This is a genomic window from Streptomyces sp. CB01373, from assembly GCF_002803075.1.
GTDB lineage: Bacteria > Actinomycetota > Actinomycetes > Streptomycetales > Streptomycetaceae > Streptomyces.
The window spans coordinates 39,098-62,211 of the sequence record NZ_NNBK01000004.1; the positions used below are offsets into that span (position 1 = coordinate 39,098).

At 72.8% G+C, this 23,114-nt stretch carries 20 protein-coding genes; 12 read left to right on the top strand and 8 right to left on the bottom strand.

Going from position 1 to position 23,114, the window contains the following annotated elements; all coding sequences use genetic code 11:
- Positions 1-161 precede the first annotated feature (161 nt).
- Positions 162-1,364, bottom strand: coding sequence for a mannosyltransferase family protein (locus CG719_RS07170; RefSeq protein ID WP_100567664.1), 1,203 nt, complete (start codon positions 1,362-1,364; stop codon positions 162-164).
- A gap of 293 nt (positions 1,365-1,657) precedes the next feature.
- Between CG719_RS07170 and CG719_RS07175 the strand changes: the two genes are divergently transcribed.
- Positions 1,658-3,259 (top strand): MFS transporter, encoded by a 1,602-nt coding sequence (locus CG719_RS07175; protein ID WP_100567665.1) that lies wholly within the window; start codon positions 1,658-1,660, stop codon positions 3,257-3,259.
- A gap of 137 nt (positions 3,260-3,396) precedes the next feature.
- Complete coding sequence (locus tag CG719_RS07180; protein WP_100567666.1) at positions 3,397-4,596, top strand: acyl-CoA dehydrogenase family protein; 1,200 nt, start codon at positions 3,397-3,399, stop codon at positions 4,594-4,596.
- A 36-nt stretch (positions 4,597-4,632) separates the two neighbouring features.
- On the opposite strand, the gene CG719_RS07185 is transcribed toward CG719_RS07180, so the two are convergent.
- Complete coding sequence (locus tag CG719_RS07185; protein WP_100567667.1) at positions 4,633-5,070, bottom strand: cell division protein SepF; 438 nt, start codon at positions 5,068-5,070, stop codon at positions 4,633-4,635.
- Between the two features lie 290 nt (positions 5,071-5,360).
- On the opposite strand from CG719_RS07185, the gene CG719_RS07190 reads away from it, so the two are divergent.
- The 7 genes from CG719_RS07190 (at position 5,361) to CG719_RS07220 (ending at position 15,433) form a co-directional block, all read left to right on the top strand.
- Complete coding sequence (locus CG719_RS07190; protein ID WP_199836551.1) at positions 5,361-6,548, top strand: DUF5685 family protein; 1,188 nt, start codon at positions 5,361-5,363, stop codon at positions 6,546-6,548.
- A 106-nt stretch (positions 6,549-6,654) separates the two neighbouring features.
- The gene (locus CG719_RS07195) at positions 6,655-6,999 is read left to right on the top strand and encodes a hypothetical protein (protein ID WP_100567669.1); all 345 of its coding nucleotides are present in this window, start codon (positions 6,655-6,657) and stop codon (positions 6,997-6,999) included.
- A gap of 270 nt (positions 7,000-7,269) precedes the next feature.
- Complete coding sequence (locus CG719_RS07200; protein WP_100567670.1) at positions 7,270-8,178, top strand: S1 family peptidase; 909 nt, start codon at positions 7,270-7,272, stop codon at positions 8,176-8,178.
- Positions 8,179-8,605: 427 nt separating this feature from the next.
- Positions 8,606-9,685, top strand: coding sequence for a S1 family peptidase (locus CG719_RS07205; RefSeq protein ID WP_100567671.1), 1,080 nt, complete (start codon positions 8,606-8,608; stop codon positions 9,683-9,685).
- A 202-nt stretch (positions 9,686-9,887) separates the two neighbouring features.
- Positions 9,888-13,364 carry a DNA polymerase III subunit alpha gene (locus CG719_RS07210; RefSeq protein WP_100567672.1) on the top strand — a complete coding sequence of 1,159 codons (3,477 nt, stop codon included), beginning with the start codon at positions 9,888-9,890 and terminating at the stop codon, positions 13,362-13,364.
- Positions 13,361-14,374 (top strand): DNA polymerase Y family protein, encoded by a 1,014-nt coding sequence (locus CG719_RS07215; RefSeq protein WP_100567673.1) that lies wholly within the window; start codon positions 13,361-13,363, stop codon positions 14,372-14,374. Before CG719_RS07210 ends, CG719_RS07215 begins: the two co-directional genes overlap by 4 nt.
- A gap of 198 nt (positions 14,375-14,572) precedes the next feature.
- On the top strand, positions 14,573-15,433 hold the full coding sequence (locus tag CG719_RS07220; protein ID WP_100567674.1) for an esterase/lipase family protein: 861 nt from the start codon (positions 14,573-14,575) through the stop codon (positions 15,431-15,433).
- Positions 15,434-15,493: 60 nt separating this feature from the next.
- Here the strand turns inward: CG719_RS07220 and CG719_RS07225 are convergent, their stop codons facing one another.
- Together CG719_RS07225 and CG719_RS37095 are read right to left on the bottom strand one after the other, a co-directional pair.
- Positions 15,494-16,576, bottom strand: a complete 1,083-nt coding sequence (locus CG719_RS07225; RefSeq protein ID WP_100567675.1) for a lytic polysaccharide monooxygenase auxiliary activity family 9 protein — start codon at positions 16,574-16,576, stop codon at positions 15,494-15,496.
- Between the two features lie 186 nt (positions 16,577-16,762).
- Complete coding sequence (locus CG719_RS37095) at positions 16,763-16,897, bottom strand: hypothetical protein (RefSeq protein ID WP_100567676.1); 135 nt, start codon at positions 16,895-16,897, stop codon at positions 16,763-16,765.
- A 139-nt stretch (positions 16,898-17,036) separates the two neighbouring features.
- On the opposite strand from CG719_RS37095, the gene CG719_RS07235 reads away from it, so the two are divergent.
- The gene (locus CG719_RS07235) at positions 17,037-17,666 is read left to right on the top strand and encodes a class I SAM-dependent methyltransferase (RefSeq protein WP_234375479.1); all 630 of its coding nucleotides are present in this window, start codon (positions 17,037-17,039) and stop codon (positions 17,664-17,666) included.
- A 23-nt stretch (positions 17,667-17,689) separates the two neighbouring features.
- Here CG719_RS07235 and CG719_RS07240 read toward each other — a convergent pair whose 3' ends face one another.
- Complete coding sequence (locus tag CG719_RS07240) at positions 17,690-18,208, bottom strand: DUF402 domain-containing protein (protein ID WP_100567678.1); 519 nt, start codon at positions 18,206-18,208, stop codon at positions 17,690-17,692.
- Positions 18,189-19,118: a GNAT family N-acetyltransferase gene (locus CG719_RS07245; RefSeq protein WP_100567679.1), complete on the bottom strand. Its 930-nt coding sequence runs from the start codon at positions 19,116-19,118 to the stop codon at positions 18,189-18,191. The genes CG719_RS07240 and CG719_RS07245 overlap by 20 nt, the downstream gene beginning before the upstream one ends.
- Positions 19,119-19,202: 84 nt before the next feature.
- Here CG719_RS07245 and CG719_RS07250 point away from each other — a divergent pair, with 84 nt between their 5' ends.
- Positions 19,203-19,574 (top strand): GntR family transcriptional regulator, encoded by a 372-nt coding sequence (locus tag CG719_RS07250; RefSeq protein WP_199836552.1) that lies wholly within the window; start codon positions 19,203-19,205, stop codon positions 19,572-19,574.
- Positions 19,575-19,600: 26 nt separating this feature from the next.
- Here CG719_RS07250 and CG719_RS07255 read toward each other — a convergent pair whose 3' ends face one another.
- Positions 19,601-20,392, bottom strand: a complete 792-nt coding sequence (locus CG719_RS07255; RefSeq protein ID WP_100567681.1) for a DUF72 domain-containing protein — start codon at positions 20,390-20,392, stop codon at positions 19,601-19,603.
- Positions 20,393-20,431: 39 nt separating this feature from the next.
- Positions 20,432-21,526: a DUF5925 domain-containing protein gene (locus CG719_RS07260; RefSeq protein WP_100567682.1), complete on the bottom strand. Its 1,095-nt coding sequence runs from the start codon at positions 21,524-21,526 to the stop codon at positions 20,432-20,434.
- Between the two features lie 143 nt (positions 21,527-21,669).
- Between CG719_RS07260 and CG719_RS07265 the strand changes: the two genes are divergently transcribed.
- Positions 21,670-23,085: a GH39 family glycosyl hydrolase gene (locus CG719_RS07265; protein WP_100567683.1), complete on the top strand. Its 1,416-nt coding sequence runs from the start codon at positions 21,670-21,672 to the stop codon at positions 23,083-23,085.
- The last annotated feature ends 29 nt before the right edge of the window (positions 23,086-23,114 follow it).

Sequence of the window (23,114 nt, forward strand, 5' to 3'; positions counted from 1 at the left end):
CAACGGGGCTTTATATCCACGGAATCCGCAATCACGAACGAACCCGTCCCGCATTTCCTTTGATCATTCCGGCGAATGCTTATGCGGCGCTTATGAATGCGTTGATGCGTCGACCGAACACCGGGATGAAATTCCGCGCGCCCTCGGCAGGACGGACCCGGTCACGGAGGACCGGAGCCGTTCAGCCAGAACGCCCCGTAGACCGCCGAGGCCACCGCGACGGCGCCCACGATCAGCGCCGCCCGGGCGACGCGCGTCCGGGCGAGCGCCGACGCCAGCGGCAGCAGCAGCGGGAAGGCGGGCAGCAGCAGACGCGGCTTGGAGCCGAAATAGCTCGACGCGCACAGGGCGAGCGCGGTCACCACTCCCGAGTACACCAGCAGCGCGAGCGGTTGCCGCTGCCGTACGCCGACGACGTACAGCCGGATCACCGCGGCGACCCCGGCGATCAGCGCGATCCCGGCGAGGGCCGAAGGGAAGGACGTGAACTTGTCGGCGACGAAGCGGGCGAAGGCGTACCCGCCGTCGAAGCCGTTGCGCCAGCCGGCCTGGACGTCGAGATAGCCGAAGGGGCCCTTGCCGGTGCGGTGGCCGACCCACAGGACGTATCCGGCGGCGCCGAGCGGGGCGAGCGCCATGCCGAGCAGACGGCGGGCGGTGGCGTGCCCGGCGACGGCCGGGGAGCGAAGCGTGTCCCGTGCGCCGTCCGCCGCCGTCGCGCTCCGGTCTCCCACGAACGAGGCAAGCGCGGCCGTCCACACCGCGGCGACCACCGCGAGACCCACCGGCCGGGTCAGCCCCGCCAGCAGTGCCAGCGCACCCGCGGTCACCCAGCGGCCGGTGAGCACCGCGTACAGTGCCCAGGCGGCGAGCGCCGTGAACAGCGACTCGCTGTAGGCCATCGACTGCACGATCCCGACCGGCAGCACCGCCCACAGCAGTGCCGCGGCGACGCCGGCCTCGCGGCCGTACACGTGATCGGCCACCGCGAAGATCCCCCAGGCCGCGGCGAGCGAGGCGAACAGGCTGACGGCGAAGCCCGCGTCGGCGTACGACAGCGGGCTCACCGCGGCGAGCAGCCGTTCCAGCCAGGGCAGCAGCGGGAAGAAGGCCAGATTCGAGTGCACGTCACCGTTCGGCAGGCGTATCTCGTAGCCGTAGCCGCCTCCGGCCACCCCGGTGTACCAGAGCGAGTCCCAGCGGGCGGTCAGCAGTGTGTACCAGCTCTTGCCGTGCTCGGCGCTCCACAGCGCCAGGGTGATCAGGCCCAGCGTGCGCACGGCGGCGTACCCGAGGAGAGCCGGGGCGGCCCGCCGCAGGGCCCCGGCACGTACACCCGCCACGTGCGTCGCAAGATCGCTCACGGACTCGATTATCGGCGCTGCCGGAAACCGGAGCCGCCACCGGGGCACGCTCACAGGCCGCTCACCAGGCACGCAGGGAGGGCCGACGGACAAGCGGAGTGGCGTACGCCACACGGGTTGGGCGCGTGCTCTGAGAGGTGGGCCACGCGCCATCCGGGCGAATGAGCGTACGCTGACGTGTCACTCGCACGTCGACGCGCAGGTCGGGGGCCACCGCTCCGCTCCGGCCGAGCCGCGGGGAGTCCCCGTCCCGCGGACCGTCGAACGCGAGGGTTCATCTGGGAGGTACGTACATGTCCGGGACGACCGCGGCCACCGACCGGCTCCGCCGCCGGGCGGCCGGGGCCGGTGCCAACCGCTGGGTCGTCCTGGTCGTCCTCTGCGTCAGCCTGCTGCTGGTGGCGGTGGACGCGACCGTGCTGCACGTGGCGGTGCCCGCGGTCACCGAGGACCTCAGGCCCGGCGCCATCGAACTGCTCTGGATCGTCGACACCTATCCCCTCGTCTGCGCCTCGCTGCTGATCCTGTTCGGCACCCTGGGCGACCGGGTGGGCCGCAGACGGATCCTGCTGCTGGGCTACGCCCTCTTCGGCATCGCCTCCGCCGTGGCGGCCTTCGCCCCCACCCCCCAGATGCTGATCTTCGCGCGGGCGCTGCTCGGCGTCGGCGGCGCAATGATCATGCCGGCCACGCTGTCGCTCCTGCGGCAGGTCTTCCCGGACCGGCGCGAGCGCGCGCTGGCGATCGGGATCTGGAGCGCGGTCGCCGCGGTGGGCGCGGCGGTCGGGCCGCTGCTCGGCGGCTTCCTGCTCGAACACTTCTGGTGGGGATCGGTCTTCCTCGTCAACATCCCGCTGATGCTGGTCAGTCTGCCGGTGGGCCGGCTGCTGCTGCCCGAGTCGACCGGCGACCGTGACGGGCCCTGGGACATCGTCGGCGCGTTGCTGGCGGCGGCCGGACTGTTCGGTGTGGTGCTGGGCGTGAAGCGGCTCGGTGGCGGTGAGACGGCCCTGAGCGTGCTCACCGTGGGGCCGCTGGTGGTCGGCGCGGCGCTGCTGGTGACGTTCGTACGACGGCAGCGGCGGCGGACCCATCCGCTGGTGGACCTCAGGATGTTCGCGCGCCCGGCGTTCAGCACGTCGGTGGGCTGCATCGTGCTGGCCATGCTGGCGCTGGTCGGGCTCGAACTGATCGCGGCGCAGTACCTGCAACTGGTCCTCGGCCTCTCGCCGCTCGCCACGGGGCTGCGGCTGCTGCCGCTGACGTTCGCCGCGATGGCGGCCGGACTGGCCGGGGCGCGGATGCTGCGGAGGTTCGGGCCGCGGCGGATGGTGTGCTTCGGGTTCTGCGTGACCGCCGCCGCGGTGGTGCTGCTCACGATGATGGGCGGCCGGGACAACCCGGGGCTGCTCCTCGCCGGCTTCGCGCTGCTCGGCTTCGGCCTGGAGACGACGCTTTTCGGGGCGTACGAGTCGATGCTGAGCGAGTCGCCGGCCGAGCAGGCGGGCGGCGCGGCGGCGATCGGGGAGACGTCGTACCAGCTGGGCGCGGGGATGGGCATCGCCCTGCTGGGCACGGTGATGAACGCGGCCTACGCGCCCGGGCTCGCCGATGTGCCGGGGGTGCCCGCGAAGGCGTCCGGCGCGGCGGCGAACTCGCTGGGGGAGGCCTACGGGGTCGCCGACCAGCTCGGCGGGCCGGTCGGGGCCGCGCTGCGGCGGGCGGCCCGGGACGCCTTCGTGCACGGGCTGCATGTGACGCTGCTGGTGAGTGCGGGGCTGTTGCTGCTGGGTGCGGTGATGGCGCTGCGGCTGCCGCGGGTGATGCACTGCGAGGAGCCGCCGGTCGAACTGCCCGCGCAGCGGGAGGCCGAGCGGCCCCGCGTCTCGGCGTGAGCGCCCTTCCTCTCCCGCGGCGCTGCCGCGGCGGGCGGAGGAGCAGGCTGGACGTGGGCGGTCCCGCGTCGTAACGTCGGGCCGGAGTCGCACAGCTAGCGCTGCTAGTTTCAGTTGCCGTCGCCGGAGGGGTCCTCATGTCCTCGCAGTCTCCGTTGTCTTCGTTGCCCTCGTTCGATCCCGCCGACCCGCTCGGGCTCGACGACCTGCTGGAGCCGGAGGACCTCGCCGTCCGCGACACCATGCGGCAGTGGGCGGCCGACCGCGTTCTGCCGCATGTCGCCGAGTGGTACGAGAAGGGCGAACTGCCCGTCATCCGGGAACTGTCCCGCGAGCTCGGGAGCATCGGCGCCCTCGGCATGTCCCTGACCGGGTACGGCTGCGCCGGTGCCACCGCCGTCCAGTACGGGCTCGCCTGCCTGGAGCTGGAGGCCGCCGACTCCGGCATCCGGTCCCTGGTCTCGGTGCAGGGCTCGCTCGCCATGTACGCCATCCACCGGTTCGGAAGCGAGGAACAGAAGCAGCGGTGGCTGCCCTCCATGGCAGCCGGCGAGGTGATCGGCTGCTTCGGGCTCACCGAGCCCGACCACGGCTCCGACCCCGCCGCCATGCGCACCCACGCCAAGCGCGACGGCACCGACTGGATCCTCAACGGCCGCAAGATGTGGATCACCAACGGCTCCGTGGCCGGTGTCGCCGTCGTCTGGGCCCGGACCGAGGACGGCATCCGCGGCTTCCTGGTACCGGCCGGCACGCCCGGGTTCTCCGCCCCGGAGATCAAGCACAAGTGGTCGCTGCGGGCGAGCGTCACCAGCGAGCTGGTCCTGGACGACGTGAGGCTGCCCGCCGACGCCGTACTGCCGGAGGTCACCGGGCTGCGCGGACCGCTCGGCTGTCTGTCGCACGCCCGTTACGGCATCGTCTGGGGCGCCATGGGCGCGGCCCGCTCCAGCTTCGAGGCCGCCCTCGACTACGCGGTCTCGCGCGAGCAGTTCGGCAGGCCCATCGGCGGCTTCCAGCTCACCCAGGCCAAGCTCGCCGACATGGCGGTCGAACTGCACAAGGGGATTCTGCTCGCCCACCACCTGGGGCGGCGCATGGACGCCGGCCGCCTGCGTCCCGAGCAGGTCAGCTTCGGCAAGCTCAACAACGTGCGCGAGGCGATCGAGATCTGCCGTACGGCGCGGACGATTCTCGGCGCCAACGGGATCTCCCTGGAATATCCCGTGATGCGGCACGCGACCAACCTCGAGTCGGTGCTCACCTACGAGGGCACCGTCGAGATGCACCAGCTCGTGCTGGGCAAGGCGCTCACCGGGCTCGACGCCTTCCGGTGAGCCCCGGACGGGGCAGGGCCGGTGTACGGCCCTGCCTCAGCTCTGGTTGAAGAAACCGTCCGAACGGTGCACCGCGGGATCCCCGTTGACGATCTCGGTGTCGGCGGGGGACAGCAGGAACACCCGCGTGGACACGCGGTCGATGGAGCCGCGCAGACCGAAGACGAGCCCGGCCGCGAAGTCGACCACGCGCTTGGCGTCGGAGGCCTCCATGGCCGTCAGGTTCATGATGACGGGCACGCCCTCCCGGAACAGCTCGCCGATGGCACGGGCGTCCCGGAAGCTGTCCGGGGTCACCGTGCCGATCCGGCGGCCCCTGTCCTGTGCCGTGTCCGTCGCCACCTTCACCCGGGGATCGGTGACCCAGGCGTCCCCGTCCTCGGTCCCCTCCGTGTAGTCGTCGTCGTAGTAGCGCTCGTCATCGTTGTCGTCGACGAGGCCGAGCCACGCACTCGCCTTGCGTACCGATCCCATGGACGCCTCCTCTCACAGCGGTCTTTCCTGCATTCCGCATCCCTATGGTCATCCATGATGCTGACAACGCGCCAAGTGAACGCACGCCGCACGGGGGGTTTGTGACGGTACTGGTGCACGGCTAATACGTCGAGAGCCCGTGTGCCCCAAGGGTTCCGACCTACACGACTGCTGACTGAGAGTGAAATATGATTGTTCTCCGCACATGGGTGACGGACGGGGCGTACGGGTGAACGAAGGGGTCGATACGATGCCGCGACTCAACGCTCTGCACACCAAGGGGGATGGTCGTGTTCGGAATCGTCAGGCCCTGCCGCCACCGGCTCGGGGAGAAGCTCGGCGCCGAGTGGACAGCCCACTTGTGCGGACTGTGCCTGGCCCTGCGCGGTGACCACGGGCAGTTCGCGAGGATCGTGACGAACTACGACGGGCTGCTCGTCTCGGTCCTGACGGAGGCTCAGGCGCACCGGGAGAGCCGGGCCGGCGGTCTGCGGCGCACCGCCGGGCCGTGTCCGCTGCGCGGGATGCGCACCGCGTCCGTCGCCCTGGGGGAGGGGCCTCGACTCGCCGCGGCCGTCTCGCTGGTCCTGGCCTCGGCCAAGGTGCGCGACCACGTCGCCGACGGTGACGGACTGCTGGCGCGCCGGCCGGTGGCGCTCGCCGCGCGCCGGGTCGCCGACAACTGGAGCCGGGCGGGCGCCCGTACGGGAGCCGGCGTCGGATTCGACACCGCCGTCCTCCTGGACGCGGTGGACCGGCAGGCCGGCGTCGAGGCGCTCGCCGGCCCCGGCACGCCGATCCTCACCGTCACCGAACCGACCGAGACCGCGACCGCAGCGGCCTTCGCGCACACCGCGGTCCTCGCCGGGCGGCCGGGCAACGCCGCTCCGCTCGCCGAGGCCGGGCGCCTGTTCGGGCGGCTCGCACATCTGCTGGACGCCGTGGAGGACCGCGCGGCCGACGCCGCGACCGGCGCCTGGAACCCGCTCACCGCCACCGGAACCCCGCTCGTCGAGGCGCGCCGGCTCGCCGACGACGCGGTGCACGGCATCCGGCTCGCCCTGAGCGAGGTGGAGTTCGGCGACGGGCGGCTCGCCCACCGGCTGCTCGTGCACGAACTCAGGCGTTCGGTCGACCGCGCCTTCGGCACCGAGTCCTGCGGGCACGCGCCCGAGGGGGCCTTCGGCCCACCGCAGGGGCCGCACGCCCCGCAGGCCCCGCACGATTTGAACCGTCCGAGCCACCCCTACGCCGGGGGCGGTGAGCCGCCGCGGCCCGGTGGGCGCGGGTTCTGGGCCGGGTGCGTGATGGCCGTCGGGCTGTGCTGCACCTGCAAGGTGTGCTGCGCCGACGAGTTCGAGGGTCCGTGGTCGGGCAGGAAGCGTTCGGGCTGGTGCGACTGCGGCTCGTGCTGCGACGGCTGCGACTGCTGCTGTGACGGCTGCGATTGCTGTGACTGCTCGTGCTGTGACTGCTGATCGCGGCCGCTGCCGACCGTGACGGGCTTCGGGCCCGGGCTTCGGGTCCGTGCGGTGGGCGGCGGCGGGGTTTGGCCGCCGGGCCGCGCATGGAAGGGCTCATCTCATGATGGACCTGCCCGATCAGTGGAAGCAGGGGCGCCGGCACCGCATGAAGGCGGCGTCGGCGCTTCGTGACCCGCTCGCGCCGATCGGCGCGAGCGGGCTCGGGGGCCATCCGGAACGTCGAGTTCCGGACACCCCGCGAGCCTGGACGGCGAAGGGCGCGACGGTCGCGGCCGCCGCTGCCGGAGCGGACGAACCGGCCCTCGGCGAGCGGCCCTTCGGCGGCCGGGTGCGGCACGCCGCCGGCGACGTCCGGCCGGTGCCGGCCGCTCGGGCCGACCTGGGCGAGTGCCGGTTCGGACGGCACCGCGAGGCCATATGGGGCGCGGCGGCCACGACGTCGTGACCGCGGCCGGGAAACGCGGTCCGGCCCGAGGCCGTCCTCCCGTTGCCGACGACACGTCAATTGGCCCTGATCACTCTTGGTTCACTCGAATCGCGCATGGCCGCACGGCCGAAAGGCGCCCTTGCGCCGACCGGTCGTTCGGCCGAATACTCCCCCACAGCGCTTGTCAGGGGCACGGCATGTTCGGAATCCGAACAGTCGTCCGCTGACTGCGCCTCACGGGCCCCGACCCCACGCGGGCCCCCGACTTCCTTTGTGGAGGAACGACAAGTGAGGATCAAGCGCACCACTCCCCTCGGCGGCATGACGAGACGGACCCGGCTGATCGCCATCGCCTCCGGTTTCGTGGCCGCAGCCGCGTTCGCAGTCCCCAACGCGAGCGCGTCCGACACTCCCACCACCTTCAGTGCGGCGCAGCTCACCACCGCGAGCGACTCCGTGCTCAAGGCCGACATCCCGGGCACCGCCTGGACTGTCGACAGCAAGACCAACCGGGTCGTCGTCACCGTCGACAGCACGGTCTCCCAGGCCGACATCGCCCGGATCCAGCGGCAGGCGGGGACCAACTCCGCTGCCCTGACCATCAAGCACGCCTCCGGGAAGTTCAACAAGCTCATCTCCGGCGGCGACGCCATCTATGCGAGTAGCTGGCGCTGCTCGCTGGGCTTCAACGTCAAGGACAACAGCGGCAACTCCTACTTCCTGACCGCCGGTCACTGCACCGACGGCGCGGGTACCTGGTGGTCGAACTCCGGTCACTCGACCACGCTCGGCACCACGGCCGGCTCCTCCTTCCCCGGCCACGACTACGGCATCGTGCGCTACACCAACACCTCGGTGGCCCACCCGAGCGCCGTGGGCAGCGTGAACATCACCAGCGCGGCCACGCCGTCCGTGGGCACCACCGTCTACCGGCGCGGCTCGACGACCGGCATCCACAGCGGCAAGGTCACGGCCCTCAACGCGACGGTCAACTACGGCAACGGCGAGATCGTCAACGGCCTCATCCAGACCACGGTCTGCGCCGAGCCCGGTGACTCCGGCGGCTCGCTGTACTCCAACAGCGGTATCGCCTACGGTCTGACCTCCGGCGGCAGCGGCAACTGCACCTCCGGCGGCACGACCTTCTTCCAGCCGGTCACCGCCGCGCTGAGCGCGTACGGGGTCCACATCGGCTGACCTCCCCCTGTGCCGGGCCGCGATGTGCGCGGCCCGGCGCCCGACAGCGCAGAGCCCCCGTACGCGACCGGCGTGCGGGGGCTCGCCGTTGTGCGCGCGCGATACGCCGGGCGCGGGTCAGCGACGCTCGGCGCCCCTCGTGGATCGCCCGCCCTGAGGGCCGAATTCGGGCCGGGACCAGGCCTGGTGGAACGGCGCCGGTCACCCGCCTCTGGTGTTTGCGCTGTGAATGTTGCGTGAACGCTCCCATGGTGATCTCGGCGCGCGGGCCGATACACAGGGGGAGTACGCCGGTTGACGTACACACGTCCAGAACTCGGCCTTGTGTGCCTCTGGGGGCATCGGAATAGTGGGCGCCGTTCAACCGCCTTCCGGCTCGCCGGGTCCCCACAACCCGCCGGGCCGACCCCCCACAGGAGGACGTCAGTTGAAGCATCGACGCATACCCGGACGCCGTGCGGCCGTGGCGGGAGCGGGCGTCGCCGCCCTGCTCGTCGCGGGATTCACCTTCCAGAGTGCGAACGCCAGTGAACCCGCCAAGGCCCCCGAGGTCCGGACCCTTTCGTCCGCGGCGGCCGGAAAGCTCGCCTCGACGCTCGTGCGGGACCTCGGCGCCGACGCCGCGGGCACGTACTACGACGCCACGACGAAGAGCCTTGTGGTGAACGTGCTCGACGCGAGCACCGCCGAGACCGTCGAGCGGGCGGGCGCCAAGGCGAGAGTCGTACGGAACTCCCTCGCCGAACTGACCGGCGCCCGCACCACGCTGGAGAAGGACGCGGCCATCCCCGGCACCTCGTGGGCGACGGACCCCGTGACCAACAAGGTCGTCGTCACCGCCGACAGCACGGTCTCCGGGTCCGAGTGGTCCAGGCTGGGCAAGGTCGTCGACGGACTCGGCGCCAAGGCCGAACTCAGGCGTTCGAACGGGGAGTTCAAGCCCTTCGTCGCGGGCGGTGACGCGATCACCGGCTCCGGCGGCCGCTGCTCGCTCGGCTTCAACGTGGTCAAGGACGGCCAGCCCTACTTCCTCACCGCGGGCCACTGCACGGAGGCGATCTCCACCTGGTCGGACGCCGGCGGCACGGTGATCGGCCAGAACGAGCGGTCCAGCTTCCCGGGCGACGACTTCGGTCTGGTCCGGTACACCGCGAGCGTCGGCCACCCGAGTGCGGTGAACCTCTACAACGGCTCGACGCAGACGATCACCAGGGCGGGCGACGCGACCGTCGGCGAGAAGGTGACCCGCAGCGGTTCGACGAGCCAGGTGCACAGCGGCACGGTCACCGGTCTGAACGCCACCGTGAACTACGCCGAGGGCACGGTCAGCGGTCTGATCCAGACCGATGTGTGCGCCGAGCCCGGTGACAGCGGCGGCTCCCTGTTCGACGGCGACACCGCGATCGGTCTCACCTCCGGCGGCAGCGGCGACTGCGCCTCGGGCGGTGTGACCTTCTTCCAGCCGGTCACCGAGGCCCTCTCGGCGACCGGCGCCCGGATCGGCTGATCCCGGCCCCGGCCTCCCCGCGACCGGTGAGAGCCCCGCCCTCCCGAGGGCGGGGCTCTCGCGTGACCGCCGGGTGTTTGCGCAGGTGGGAGACGCTCGAACGGATGTCGCACACACGTTCGGAAATTGGTTTATGGTGGGGGTGGGAGAGATGGGAACGGATGTTCGAGAGCGGTGACGCTCACGAGTGCGGGAGGTGCGGATGCCGGACTTCACGCATCTGCACACCGCCTCCGGGTTCTCCCTGCGCTACGGCGCCTCGCACCCGGAGCGGCTGGCCGAGCGCGCCGCGGAACGGGGCATGGACGCGCTCGCGCTCACCGACCGCGACACCCTGGCCGGCTCGGTCCGCTTCGCCAAGGCCTGCGCGGCGGCGGGCGTCCGCCCGCTGTTCGGCGTGGAGCTGGCGGTGGAGACCATGGACCCCGTACGCCGGGACCGGCGCCGTGCCCCCGTGCGCGGAGGCGCCTTCGTCGACGAGTCGGCTCCCCGCGTCACCTTCCTCGCCCGCGCCGGCGCCCGCGGCTGGGCCGATCTGTGCCACCTGGTCACCGCCGCCCACGCCGGCCCCACCGCCCCGCGCGCACAGGGGGCGTCCCCGTCTCCGGGAACCCCGCTGCTGCCCTGGCCCGGCGACCACGCCGACGGCCTGACCGTCCTGCTCGGCCCCGATTCCGACATCGGCCGCGCCCTCGCCGCCGGCCGCCCCGACCGGGCCGCGAAACTCCTCGTGCCCTGGCGTGAGACCTACGGCGACGCCCTGCGCCTGGAGGCCGTCTGGCACGGCCGTGCGGGCACCGGACCCGGCTCGCTGCGCCTGGCCGCCCGCACCGTCGGCTTCGCCGCCGAGCAGCGGATCCGGCCCGTGCTCAGCAACGCCGTCCGGTACGCCGACCCGGGGCAGGGCCCGGTCGCCGACGTGCTGGACGCCGCCCGCCGGCTCGTCCCCATCGACCCGGCCAAGGAGCTGGACTCCGGCGAGGCCTGGCTGAAGGAACCGGACGCCATGCTGCGCGCGGCCGAGCGGATCGTGGAGGCCGCCGGATTCCGCCCCGGGGCCGCCCACCGCCTGCTGGAGCAGACCCGGACCACGGCCGCCGAGTGCCTGGTCGACCCCGAGGACGACCTCGGCCTGGGCACCGTCCGCTTTCCCGAGCCGCACCTCGTCGGCGCCGGCCGCCGCACCGCCCAGCGCGTACTCGCCTCCCGGGCGGCGGCGGGCATGGTGCTGCACGGCTACGCGGGCCGCCGGGACTACTGGGAGCGGATGCACCGGGAGCTGGACATCATCGCCCACCACGGCTTCGCCACCTACTTCCTCACCGTCGCTCAAGTCGTCGACGACGTACGGGAGATGGGTATCCGGGTCGCCGCCCGCGGCTCCGGCGCCGGCTCCCTCGTCAACCATCTCCTCGGCATCGCCCACGCCGACCCGGTCGAGCACGGGCTGCTGATGGAGCGCTTCCTGTCCAAGCGGCGCACGGCCCTGCCCGACATCGACATCGACGTGGAGTCCGCGCGCCGGCTGGAGGTCTACCGCCGGATCATCGGCCGGTTCGGCACCGAGCGGGTGGCGACCGTCGCCATGCCGGAGACGTACCGCGTACGGCACGCCGTGCGCGATGTCGGGGCCGCCCTGTCCATGGACCCCGCCGACATCGACCGCATCGCCAAGTCCTTCCCGCACATCCGCGCCCGCGACGCCCGCGCGGCGCTCGACGAGCTGCCCGAACTCAGGGCGCTGGCGGGGGAGCGGGACCGGTACGGCAGGCTGTGGGAGCTGGTCGAGGCACTGGACGCCCTGCCGCGCGGGGTCGCCATGCACCCCTGCGGGGTCCTGCTCTCCGACGCCTCCCTGCCGTCCCGTACACCGGTCGTGCCCACCAGCGGCGAGGGCTTCCCCATGTCCCAGTTCGACAAGGACGACGTGGAGGACCTCGGGCTGCTCAAGCTGGACGTGCTGGGCGTGCGGATGCAGTCGGCGATGGCGCACGCGGTCGCGGAGGTGGCGCGGACCACGGGGGAGCGGGTCGACCTCGACTCCCTGCCGGACGGCGACCCGGCGACGTACCGGCTCATCCGCTCCGCCGAGACCCTCGGCTGCTTCCAGATCGAGTCCCCGGGCCAGCGCGACCTGGTCGGCCGGCTCCAGCCGGCCACGTTCCACGACCTGGTCGTCGACATCTCCCTGTTCCGGCCCGGCCCGGTCGCCGCCGACATGGTGCGGCCGTTCATCGAGGCACGGCACGGGCGGGCGCCGGTGCGCTATCCGCATCCCGACCTCGAGGAACCGCTGGAGGAGACGTACGGGGTCGTTGTCTTCCACGAGCAGATCATCCACATCCTGCACCTCATGACCGGCTGCGGACGCGACGAGGCGGACAGGGTGCGGCGCGGGCTGTCCGACCCGGAGTCGCAGGGGCGGATCAAGGTGTGGTTCGCGCAGCACGCGGCGGCCGAGGGATACGACGCGGAAACGATTCACCGCACCTGGGAGGTGATCGAGGCATTCGGCTCCTACGGCTTCTGCAAGGCGCACGCGGTCGCCTTCGCCGTGCCGACGTACCAGTCGGCGTGGCTGAAGGCCCATCACCCGGCCGCCTTCTACGCCGGGCTGCTCACGCACGACCCCGGGATGTACCCGAAGCGGCTGCTGCTGGCGGACGCGCGGCGGCGCGGGGTGCCGATCCTGCCGCTGGACGTGAACCGGTCGGGCGTCGCCCACCGTATCGAACTGGTGTCTGAGTCGAAGCCCGGTTCCTCCGGTATGTGGGGACTCCGGCTCGCCCTCTCCGACGTGCACGGCATCAGCGAGGCCGAGGCGGCGCGCATCGCGGACGGACAGCCCTACGCCTCGCTGCTCGACTTCTGGGAGCGGGCCCGGCCCAGCCGCCCGATCGCCGCCCGGCTCGCCCAGGTGGGCGCGCTGGACGCGTTCGGCGCCAACCGCCGCGACCTGCAACTGCACCTGACCGAGCTGCACCGCGGCGCCCGCGGCGCGGGCGGCGCGGGCGGCGGCCAACTGCCCCTGGCAGGAGGGAGGAAGACGGCCGCGGCCGGCCTCCCCGACCTGTCCGACGCCGAACGGCTCAGCGCCGAGCTGGGTGTGCTGTCCATGGACGTCTCGCGGAACCTGATGGACGACCACCGGACGTTCCTCGACGAACTGGGCGTGATCCCGGCACGCCGGCTGCGCGAGGCCCGGCACGGTGAGACGGTACTGGTCGCGGGCGCCAAGGCGGCCACCCAGACCCCGCCGATCCGGTCCGGCAAACGGGTCGTCTTCACCACGCTGGACGACGGCACCGGACTGGTCGACCTCGCCTTCTTCGACGACTCCCACGACGCCTGCGCGCACACCGTCTTCCACTCCTGGCTGCTGCTGGTGCGCGGCGTGGTGCAGCGGCGCGGCCCGCGCAGCGTCAGCGTGGTGGGCGCCGCCGCCTGGAACCTGGCCGAACTCGCCGAACTGCGCGCCGAGGGCGGACTCGACGAAGTGGCGGCGCGCCTGGCCGAACCGGCATTGGAGCGGCCCGGCGACGGCGCCCCCGCGCGCGGCCGGACGATCCGCATGTCCACGGGGTACGAGATGCACCCCTGGGCCGATCTGCGCCCTGCGGGCGAAGGCCCGCCGGGTGGAAGGAAGTTGTGGCACCAGAGTCCAGGGAGTGCGGGATGACGGTTCTCTGCGTACGTTTCCAGCTGCCGCCGATGTACGAGGCCGCCCTGCCGGGGCTGCTCGGGCTCCTCGAGGAGTTCACCCCGGTCGTCGAGGCGCTGCCCCCGGACGGGGCGCTGGCCGATCTGCGGGGCGCCGAACGGTACTTCGGGCGCGACGCGGTCGAACTGGCGTCGGTGATCCGGGTCCGCGCCCTCGCGCTGCACGGCGTGGACTGCGTGATCGGCGCCGGACCGGGCCCGATGCTGGCCCGCATGGCCCTGCAGGGCGCCCGGCCCGGACTCACGCGCACGGTGCCCGGCGAACCGGACGCCGTGGCGGGGTTCCTGGCCGAGCGGCCCGTCACCGCGCTGCCCGGAGTCGGCGCGGCGACGGCCCGCACCCTGGACGAGTACGGCCTCGACACCCTCGGCCGGGTCGCCGCCGCGCCCCTGTCGACCCTCCAGCGCCTGGTCGGCGCGAAGGCCGGCCGTGAACTGCACGAGAAGGCGAACGGTGTCGACCGCGGCCGGGTGGTACCGAACGCCGTCTCCCTCCCCCAAGCTCTCGGCTGCGCTCGAGCAGGGGGGACCCCCATCCTCGCGGAGGAACGCCCCTTCGACCGGGACGAACTGGACCCCGACCGGCACCGCAGGGCGCTGCTGTCGGCCGCGGGTGAACTGGGCTCCCGGCTGCGCTCCCTGGGCAAGGTCTGCCGCACCCTGACACTCACCGTGCGCTACGCCGAAAGGTCCAGCACCACCCGCAGCCGCACGCTGACCGAACCGACCGCGCACTCGGCCGCGTTGACCGGCGCCGCGTACGCCCTGTACGAGGCGCTGGGCCTCCAGCGCGCCCGGGTCCGTGCGCTCGCCCTGCGCGCCGAGGGCCTCGGATCCGCCGAACAGGCCTCCCACCAGCTCGCCTTCGACCCCGTCGACGAGAAGATCCGCCGTATCGAGGAGGTCGCGGACCGCGCGCGAGCCCGGTTCGGGCCGCGGGCGGTGATGCCGGGCACGCTGGCCGCGTGACTCCCGTTCCTCTTGGCTGTGATGACGGTTCGTCAGGATCGTTATCACGGCTTCTGGTTACCGGTTGAAGTTTTTACTGGCGCGTAACTTCACACGTGGGCTACTCGTCCGTAACTTGACGAGTGAACAGCATCCCGTGATCCGGATCACAGGGCGTAGTGCCGTCGTACCTCCCTTGAGCCGCAAGGAGATCACTCGATGCTGCCCTTCAAGCGCGCCCTCAGACCACTGGCCGCCCTGCTGCTGGCCGCAGCCCTCGCCACCGCCCCCACCGTCACCGCGCACGCGGCCAGTGCTCCGAGCAGCGGCTGGAACAACTACAGCTGCAAGCCCTCCGCCGCCCACCCCCGCCCCGTCGTCCTCGTCCACGGCACCTTCGGCAACTCCGTCGACAACTGGCTGTCCCTCGCGCCGTACCTGAAGGACCGCGGGTACTGCGTCTTCTCCCTCGACTACGGCCAGTTGCCGGGCGTCCCGCTCTTCTACGGCCTCGGCCCCATCGACAAGTCGGCCGAGCAGCTGTCCGCCTTCGTCGACAAGGTGCTCGCCGCGACCGGCGCCGCCAAGGCAGACCTCGTCGGCCACTCGCAGGGCGGGATGATGCCCCGCTACTACCTGAAGTTCCTCGGCGGGGCCGCCAAGGTGAACGCCCTCGTCGGCATCGCACCCGACAACCACGGCACCACCCTCAGCGGTCTCACCAACCTCCTGCCCTACTTCCCGGGCGCGAGCGACCTGCTCAAGGCCGCCACCCCCGGTCTCGCCGACCAGATCACCGGGTCCGCCCTCCTTACCAAGCTCAACGAGGGCGGCGACACCGTGCCCGGAGTGCACTACACGGTCATCGCCACCAAGTACGACGAGGTGGTCACGCCGTGGCGGACCCAGTACCTGACCGGCTCCGACGTGCGCAACGTCCTGTTGCAGGACCTGTGCGCGGTCGACCTGTCCGAGCACGTGGCGATCGGCACGATCGACCGCATCGCCTTCCACGAGGTGGCCAACGCGCTCGACCCGGCGCACGCCACCGCCACCACCTGCGCGTCGGTCTTCAGCTGACGTGCCTCGGGGCCTGCCCGGCCTGAGCCGCCGGACAGGCCCCGCGTTCGACGGGCCGCGTCAGCGGCCCCGCCCGCCGCCTGCCGCGGCGCGCCGACGGACCGAGGCGAACAGGGCCGCCGAGCCGAGCGCCAGGGCGGCCGCGCCGGCGACCGCGAGATACGGGGTGCGGCCGTCGCCGCCGGTCTCGGCCAGGTTCACCGGGCTGCCGGCGGCCTGCGGCCGGTTCGGCTCGTCGGCGGCGGCCTGCGCGGCACGGTCGGCCGTCGCGTCCTCGTCCGTGTCACCGGCCGACCGCACGGCCGGGTCCGTCACCGTGTCCGACGCCGGGCTCGCGGCCGGGTCCGCCGACGCGGGCGCCACCGGGTCCGTCGTGGTCCGGGGGTCGTCGTCCCCGTGGCCGTGGTGCTCGACCGACGACTTGACGGCCCCGTCCTCGATCTGCCGCTCGGTCGGCGCGGAGGCGGCCGGTGCCGGGGCGGAGCCACCGGACGCGCCGCCGCTCCCGCCGCCGAAGGTGACGTCCGAGCAGGAGTAGAACGCCTCCGGGCTGTCCGAGCGCTGCCACACCGCGTACAGCAGGTGCCTGCCCGAACGCTCGGGCAGCGTGCCGGAGAAGGTGTAGAAGCCGTCCGCGGCGGCCGGGTCGGTGGCCGTCGCGACGGGATGCGACAGGTCGAGGTCGTCCCAGGCCAGGGGCTTGGCCGGGTCGTAGCCGGGCTTGGTGAGGTAGACCGCGAAGGTGCCCTTGTGCGGGGCGGTCACGCGGTACTTGAAGGTGTACGCGCCGCCGCGCACGTCCGTCGCGGGCCAGTCCGCGCGGGGCAGGTCCAGGCCCTTGAACTCGTCGTCGCCGGCGCTGCACAGCCTGCCGTCCGGGATCAGCTCCCGGTGCCGGCCGCCCGCGTCGCCGATCCGGATGCCGTTCCAGTCGTACAGCGCCTGGGTGCCGCCGGCCGCGACGGCCGCCTTGCAAGCGGCCGACTTCGGGTTCTCCGGACCCTCCGCGTAGCACTGGGCCACCCGGCTGACCGGGTCCCCCATGGAGCCGTGCGCGGACGCGGGCGCCGCGGCGAGCGCGGTCAGGGCCAGCGGGGCCAGTCCGAGAACGGCGGAGGCGGCGGCCGTGCGGCGTGCGGGCATCAGGAAACTCCTCGGGGCGACAGTTCTGACACACGGTCGGGACGAATCCCGTGGGGGTGATCAGAAGCTAGCCGCAACGCACCGCGAAAACGCCGGTCGGAGGCGGTGCGGGGAGATCCTTATGCTCGCGTTAAGGCAGCGCTGAGACTGCGCTCAGGTCGGCGCGTCTCAGGGCCCGGCCGCCGGTCATGACTCCGGCCACCAGGTGCGCGCGATGTCCTTGCGGACCTCGGGCCGCCCGGCGGGACGCTCGTCGGCCTCCTCGCGGACGCGGCGGGTCTCCGTCTTCCTCAGGGGCTTCTGCACTGTCACTCGGCGCATGACTGCCTCCTTAGAGGCCTACCGCATCCGTCTTCGTACGGAGGTAGGACCTTTCGGGCGAGAGTTGCTCATCGGTGCGGTTCTGTCTGTGGCGGCTGTCACGATTCCGATGTCAGTGGCCGGTGTCACTCTGGGGTGCATGAGTGGGCATACGACAACCGACGGCGGCGACGGCGCGGCCCGGGCCGGGGTGGACTGGGACGCCCAGGCCGCCGTCTTCGACGAGGAACCGGATCACGGGCTGCGCGACCCGGGGGTGCGTGCCGCCTGGGCCGAACGGCTGCGCGGCTGGCTGCCCGGGCGCCCCGCCGAGATCCTCGACCTCGGCTGCGGCACCGGCAGCCTGTCGCTCCTCGCGGCCGAGCAGGGCCACCGGGTGACGGGCGTGGACCTGTCCCCGGCGATGGTGGAGCGGGCCCGCGCGAAGCTCGCCGGCCGCGACGCGGTGTTCCTGGTCGGTGACGCCGCGGACCCGCCGGTGGACGGGCAGCGCTTCGACGCCGTCCTGGTCCGGCACGTCCTGTGGACGCTGCCCGACCCCGCCCGCGCGCTGCGGCACTGGCAGGGGCTGCTGCGGCCGGACGGCCGGCTCGTCCTGATCGAGGGTGTCTGGGGCACGCTCACCCCCGTCGGCATACCCCCGGACCGGCTGACCATGCTTCTTAGGCCACTCGCCTCCCACATCCACCTCGAGTCACTGTCGGCCGACGCGCGGCTGTGGGGCGGGGAGGTGGACGACGAGCGGTACGCGGTGGTGGCCTCGGACTGAGCGGGCGCCGCCCGCTGCGGGAGTCAGGCCAGCAGCGACTCGAAGCCGCCCTCGCGGGCCAGACCCTCCAGTTCGTCGAGGGCGGCCAGGGCGGCGGCCGCGGCCCCGGGGTCGGTGCGCGCCAGACCGCTCGCCTCGAACTCGTCCTCGTCCAGTCGCCGTACGTCCGTGCCGTCGGCGGAGCGCCACAGGTCCAGGTCGAGGTCCTCGACGACGAGGTCCGTGCCGGAGCGGGTGGCGGGGCGGGTGACGTCGCAGTACCAGCCCTTCAGCGCGCCCCCGGCGGCTCGGACCTCCTTCACGGAGTACCAGCGGTCGCGCCAGTAGTGCTCGGTGAAGACGTCGCCCGGCTCGAAGCGCACGAAGCCGAAGTCGCGGACGCCCTCGCCCGCCCACCCGGCCCGGACGGTGACGCGCGTGCCGTCGTCGGACACGAGCACACCCCGGTAGCGGATCTTGACGCGGCCGCCCTTGACGAGGACGACGTCCACCTCCGCCGGTGCCTGCGGGCGGCCGCCGGTCTCAGCCGAGTTCGCGGACATGGCGCACCTCCGTCGCGCAGACCTCGTACCCGAACCACTCGTTGACCGCGATCATCGGCGCGTTGCCGGTGTCGTTGCCCGTGAAGGCGTCCGTGTACCCGGCGGCGCGGGCGCGGTGCAGTGAGTCGTTCTTGGCGAGCTTGGCCAGGCCCCGGCCGCGGAAGGCGCGGGCGGTGCCCGTCATGCCGGTGCTGTAGCGGGTGCCGCCGTCGGTACGGGCCGCGGTGAAGGCCGCGGGCCGGCCGTCGACCACCGCAACCGAGGTCAGCTCCGGATCGAGCAGCGGGTGCCGCCAGGTCTGCTCCAGCCAGGCCTCGTAGTCGGTGAACTCGAAGTCCACGTCGCCCGGCTCGTCCGAGGTCGTCTCCGCGTCCAGCTCGAACAGGGGACGAGGGTCGTCGGCGTAGTCCGAGGCCCGGCGAAGCTCCACGCCCGGGGGCGGGTCCTGGAGCGGGGGGAGCGTGCCGTTAGCCAGGTCCAGACGCAGGAAGTAGGCGGAGCGGCTGGGGCGGTAGCCGTGCGACCGGGCGAAGGCGCGGTTGCCCGGCTCGTCCAGGACCCAGGAGTACAGCCGGGCCGCCCCGTGTTTCGCCAGGTGTTCTTCGGCGGCCCGCACCAGCAGTGTGCCGACGCCGCGGCGGGTGTGCCCGGGATGCACGTACACGTTGATGTTGCCCTGGCCGGGCTCGGTGCTCTCGTGGGACAGGTGCACCTGCGCGGTGCCGATCACCTCGCCGTCCGCCACGGCCACCAGGGGCCGGTAGTGGGCGTCGGGGTGCAGGTGGGTGAGGTCGTGGACGAGCGAGTCGGGGGTGACGAGTATGTACGGCATCGCGAGGTGCCGGACGCGGGCGAAGCCCTTGAGGTCGGCCGGCGCGTCGGGGCGCAGCTCCCGGATCATCACGGTCATGGTGGGGCACGCTACGGCGGGGACCGGCGGGGCGCCTCCCATTTTCCGTTGGGTCCACGCGTACGCGTGCGGGACAATCACCCCGTGACCTTGAAGATCCACATCGAGGACGGGGCGCCTCCCTACGAGCAGGTGCGGGCGCAGATCTCCGAGCAGGCGCGGTCGGGGGTGCTGCCGGTGGGCCACCGGCTGCCCACGGTGCGCGGGCTGGCCGAGTCGCTCGGGCTCGCTGCGAACACGGTCGCCAAGGCCTACAGGGCACTGGAGGCGGACGGCGTGATCGAGACGCGGGGGCGCAACGGCACGTTCGTCGCCGCCGCGGACTCGGCGGCGGCGCGGGAGGCCGCGGCCGCCGCGCAGGCGTACGCCGAACGGGTGCGGCGGCTCGGGCTCACCGAGGACGACGCGCTCGCCGCCGTGCGGGACGCCCTGCGATCGGCCTACGGGGAGCGGTAGGCCTTCTCGGAGCGGCGGCCGCGGCGTCACCGGCGCGGCGGGACCTTCTGCCGGTCACCGGTGAGCGCCGGGGTGCGGGTCACCGCCAGCCCCGCGCTCCTGCCCGCCCGCGCGAACACCACCGCGTCCTGGACCGCCGCCCCCGTCGGGTCGTTGTTGAAGTAGGCGTACACGTCCCGCTCGCCCGGCCAGGTGGTGGCGATCCGGTCGACCCATGTCTCCAGCGACCGCCGGCCGTAGTGCGGCCAGGCCCGGGCGCGGCCCACGTGGAAGCGGACGTACCCCCAGCCGGCCGTCCGCCACAGCGGCGTGACCGGGCGGGCGTAGGCGTCGGCCCAGCACAGGGCGGCGCCCCGGGCCCGCAGGACCTCGCGCACCCGCGGTGTCCACCACGAATCGTGGCGCGGCTCGACCGCGACCCGGGTGCCGGACGGGAAGCACGCCAGGCAGGCGTCGAGCAGCCCCGGATCCGCGCGCAGGGTCGGCGGGAGCTGGAGCAGCACCGGGCCCAGCCGGTCGCCGAGGCCCGCCGCGTGCGTCATCAGGCGGTGCACCGGCTCCTCGGGGTCCTTCAGCCGCTTGATGTGGGTGAGGAACCGGCTCGCCTTCACCGCGACCAGGAAGTCCGCCGGGACCCGCTCCCGCCAGTTCTCGAAGGTCTCCCGCGCGGGCAGCCGGTAGAAGGCGTTGTTGACCTCCAGGGTGGCGAAGGCGGCGGCGTACTCCTCCAGCCACAGCCGTGCGGGGCACCCCGGTGGGTACAGCACGCCCCGCCAGTCCTTGTACTGCCAGCCCGATGTCCCGACGAACAGGGTCATACGCCCATCAAAGCACCGGCGCCGGCCCGCAGAGACCCGTCACAGGTACAGACCCGCGTCGGCCCCCTCGCGCGGCTCCGGCAGTGCCGTCGGTGACGTGCCCCGCCGCAGCGCGTACAGCTCGGCGAGGGTCGCTCCGTCGCGGCCCACCCCTTCCTCGGTGCCCAGCCAACTCACTGCCTCCCGGCGGGTCAGCCGGCCCACCTCGATGCGGGCCAGGCACCGGCCCGGACGGACCACGGCCGGGTGCAGGCGCTCCAGGTCCTCATTGGTCGTCACCCCCACCAGCACGTTGCGCCCCTGGCCGAGCAGGCCGTCGGTGAGGTTCAGCAGCCGGGACAGCGCCTGGCCCGCGGTGTGCTTGGCCTCGCCGCGGATCAGCTCGTCGCAGTCCTCCAGCAGGAGCAGCCGCCAGCGTCCCTTGCCCGCCGTGTCCTCCTCGCCGATGGCGATGTCCATGAGGTAGCCGACGTCGCTGAACAGCCGCTCCGGGTCCAGGACGCAGTCCACCTGGCACCAGTCGCGCCAGGACCTGGCCAGGGTCCGCAGCGCCGAGGTCTTGCCCGTGCCGGGCGGGCCGTGCAGCAGGAGCAGCCGGCCCGCGATGTCCTCGGGGGTCGTCTTCATCAGCCGGTCCATGGCGTCCGCGACCGGGGCGGTGTAGTTCGCCCGGACGTCGTCCCAGGTGCCCGCCGAGATCTGCCGGGTGGTGCGGTGCGGACCGCGCCGGGGCGAGACGTACCAGAAGCCCATCGTCACGTTCTCCGGCTGCGGCTCCGGCTCGTCCGCGGCGCCGTCCGTCGCCTCCTCCAGCTTCTTCGCGGCCAGCTCGGCGCTGGTCGCGGTGACCGTGACGTCGGCGCCCCGGTTCCACCGGGAGATCAGCAGCGTCCAGCCCTCGCCCTCGGCGAGGGTCGCGCTGCGGTCGTCGTCGCGGGCCGCGCGCAGCACCCGGGCGTCCTCGGGCAGCAGGGTGGCGCCGGTACGCACGCGGTCGATGTTCACCGCGTGCGAGTACGGCTGCTCGCCCGTCGCGAAGCGGCCGAGGAACAGCGCGTCGACGACGTCGGACGGCGAGTCGGAGTCGTCGACGGTGAGCCGGATCGGCAGAGCGTCGTGTGGGTTCGCGGACATGCCGCCATGATCTGTCACGCGGGCGCCGTGCGCACCCGGTTTCCCCCGCGCGTCCTGTGCCGGCGCCCGGACGGAGCCCGTCGTGGGCCGAGCCTGCCGCACCCCTGTCCCGCGGATGATTTCCGCCCGTACTGTGGTCCTTGATGACACGTCATGGGGGGAATATGGGGGCGGGTCGGTGGCGGCTCACCGCGCTGCTCGGCGTGGGAGCGACGGCGGTGGCCCTGCTCGTGGCCCTGATCAGCACGCTGCCAGGCGGCGCGAGCACCGAGGGCACCACACGCGACGGCGACAGGGTGCACGGCACACCGGCCACCCCGCGCAACGCGGACGTGCCGGACGTCGGCTGGGGCTTCACCCACACCCAGTTCAGCGCAGACGAGGGCGGCGCGGCCGCGACCGGCCGGGTCGAGGCGCTGCTGTCGAAGGACGGCGGCCTGCCGCAGAACCAGGCGATCATGGGCTGGGGCGCCGACAACCCCGAGCCGGTCAAGGGGCGTTACGACTTCGAGGCGCTGGACCGGCGGATCGACTTCGTCCGCGCCTCGGGCGGCACCCCGGTGATCACGCTGTGCTGTGCACCCGACTGGATGAAGGGCGGCCGGGCCGGCGCGGACAACACCGACTGGAGCCAGAAGGCCCTGGAGACCGCCCCCGACCGCGACCACTACAAGGACTACGCGGCCCTCGCCGCGACCGTCGCCAGGCGCTACCCGGACGTACGCCACTTCATCGTCTGGAACGAGTTCAAGGGTTTCTGGAACAACGCCGGGGGCCGCTGGGACTACGAGGGCTACACCGACCTCTACAACCTGGTCCACAAGGCGCTCAAGCAGGTCGACCCCAAGATCATGGTGGGCGGACCGTACCTGGTCATGGACAGCGTCGACCCACGGCACCAGGACGCCTCCACCGTCCTGCGCGGCCCTTGGGGAGCCATGGACCAGCGGGTCCTGGACGCCTTCGCCTACTGGAACCGGCACAAGGCGGGCGCCGACTTCGTCGTCGTGGACGGCTCCAGCTACACCAAGGACGACGACCTGCTGCCCGACGAGTTCCACGCCACCGACAAGCTCACGGACGTCGGCCGCTGGGTACGGCGGCAGACGGGCGGACTGCCGCTGTGGTGGGCCGAGTACTACGTCGAGCCCGCCGACCGCAACGACGACCGCAAGGAGTGGTCCGAGCCGCACCGCGTCGCCGTACAGGCCGCCGGCCTGATCGCCATGGCCAAGGGCGGTGCCTCCACCGGCTTCTACTGGAACCCGGAGAACCGCACGGGCGCCTGCCCCGGCTGCCTGTGGACCCCGACCGGCTCCTCCGGCGGCGGCCGGGCGCTGCCCATGCACGACCTGGTCTCCCGCTTCGGCCGGGCGTTCCCGCCGGGCACCGGGTACAGGACGGTGTCCGTCGCCCCCGACGACGTGCCCAACGTGCGCGTCCTGGCCGACGACCGGACGGTCCTGGTGGTCAACACCCTGAACCGCACGATCAGCGCGCAGGTCGACGGCAGGCGCTTCGACCTGAAGGCGTACGAGGTGAAGTGGCTGCAGCGGTAGGTCGCCGCAGCCGCTCCACCCGACGCGTG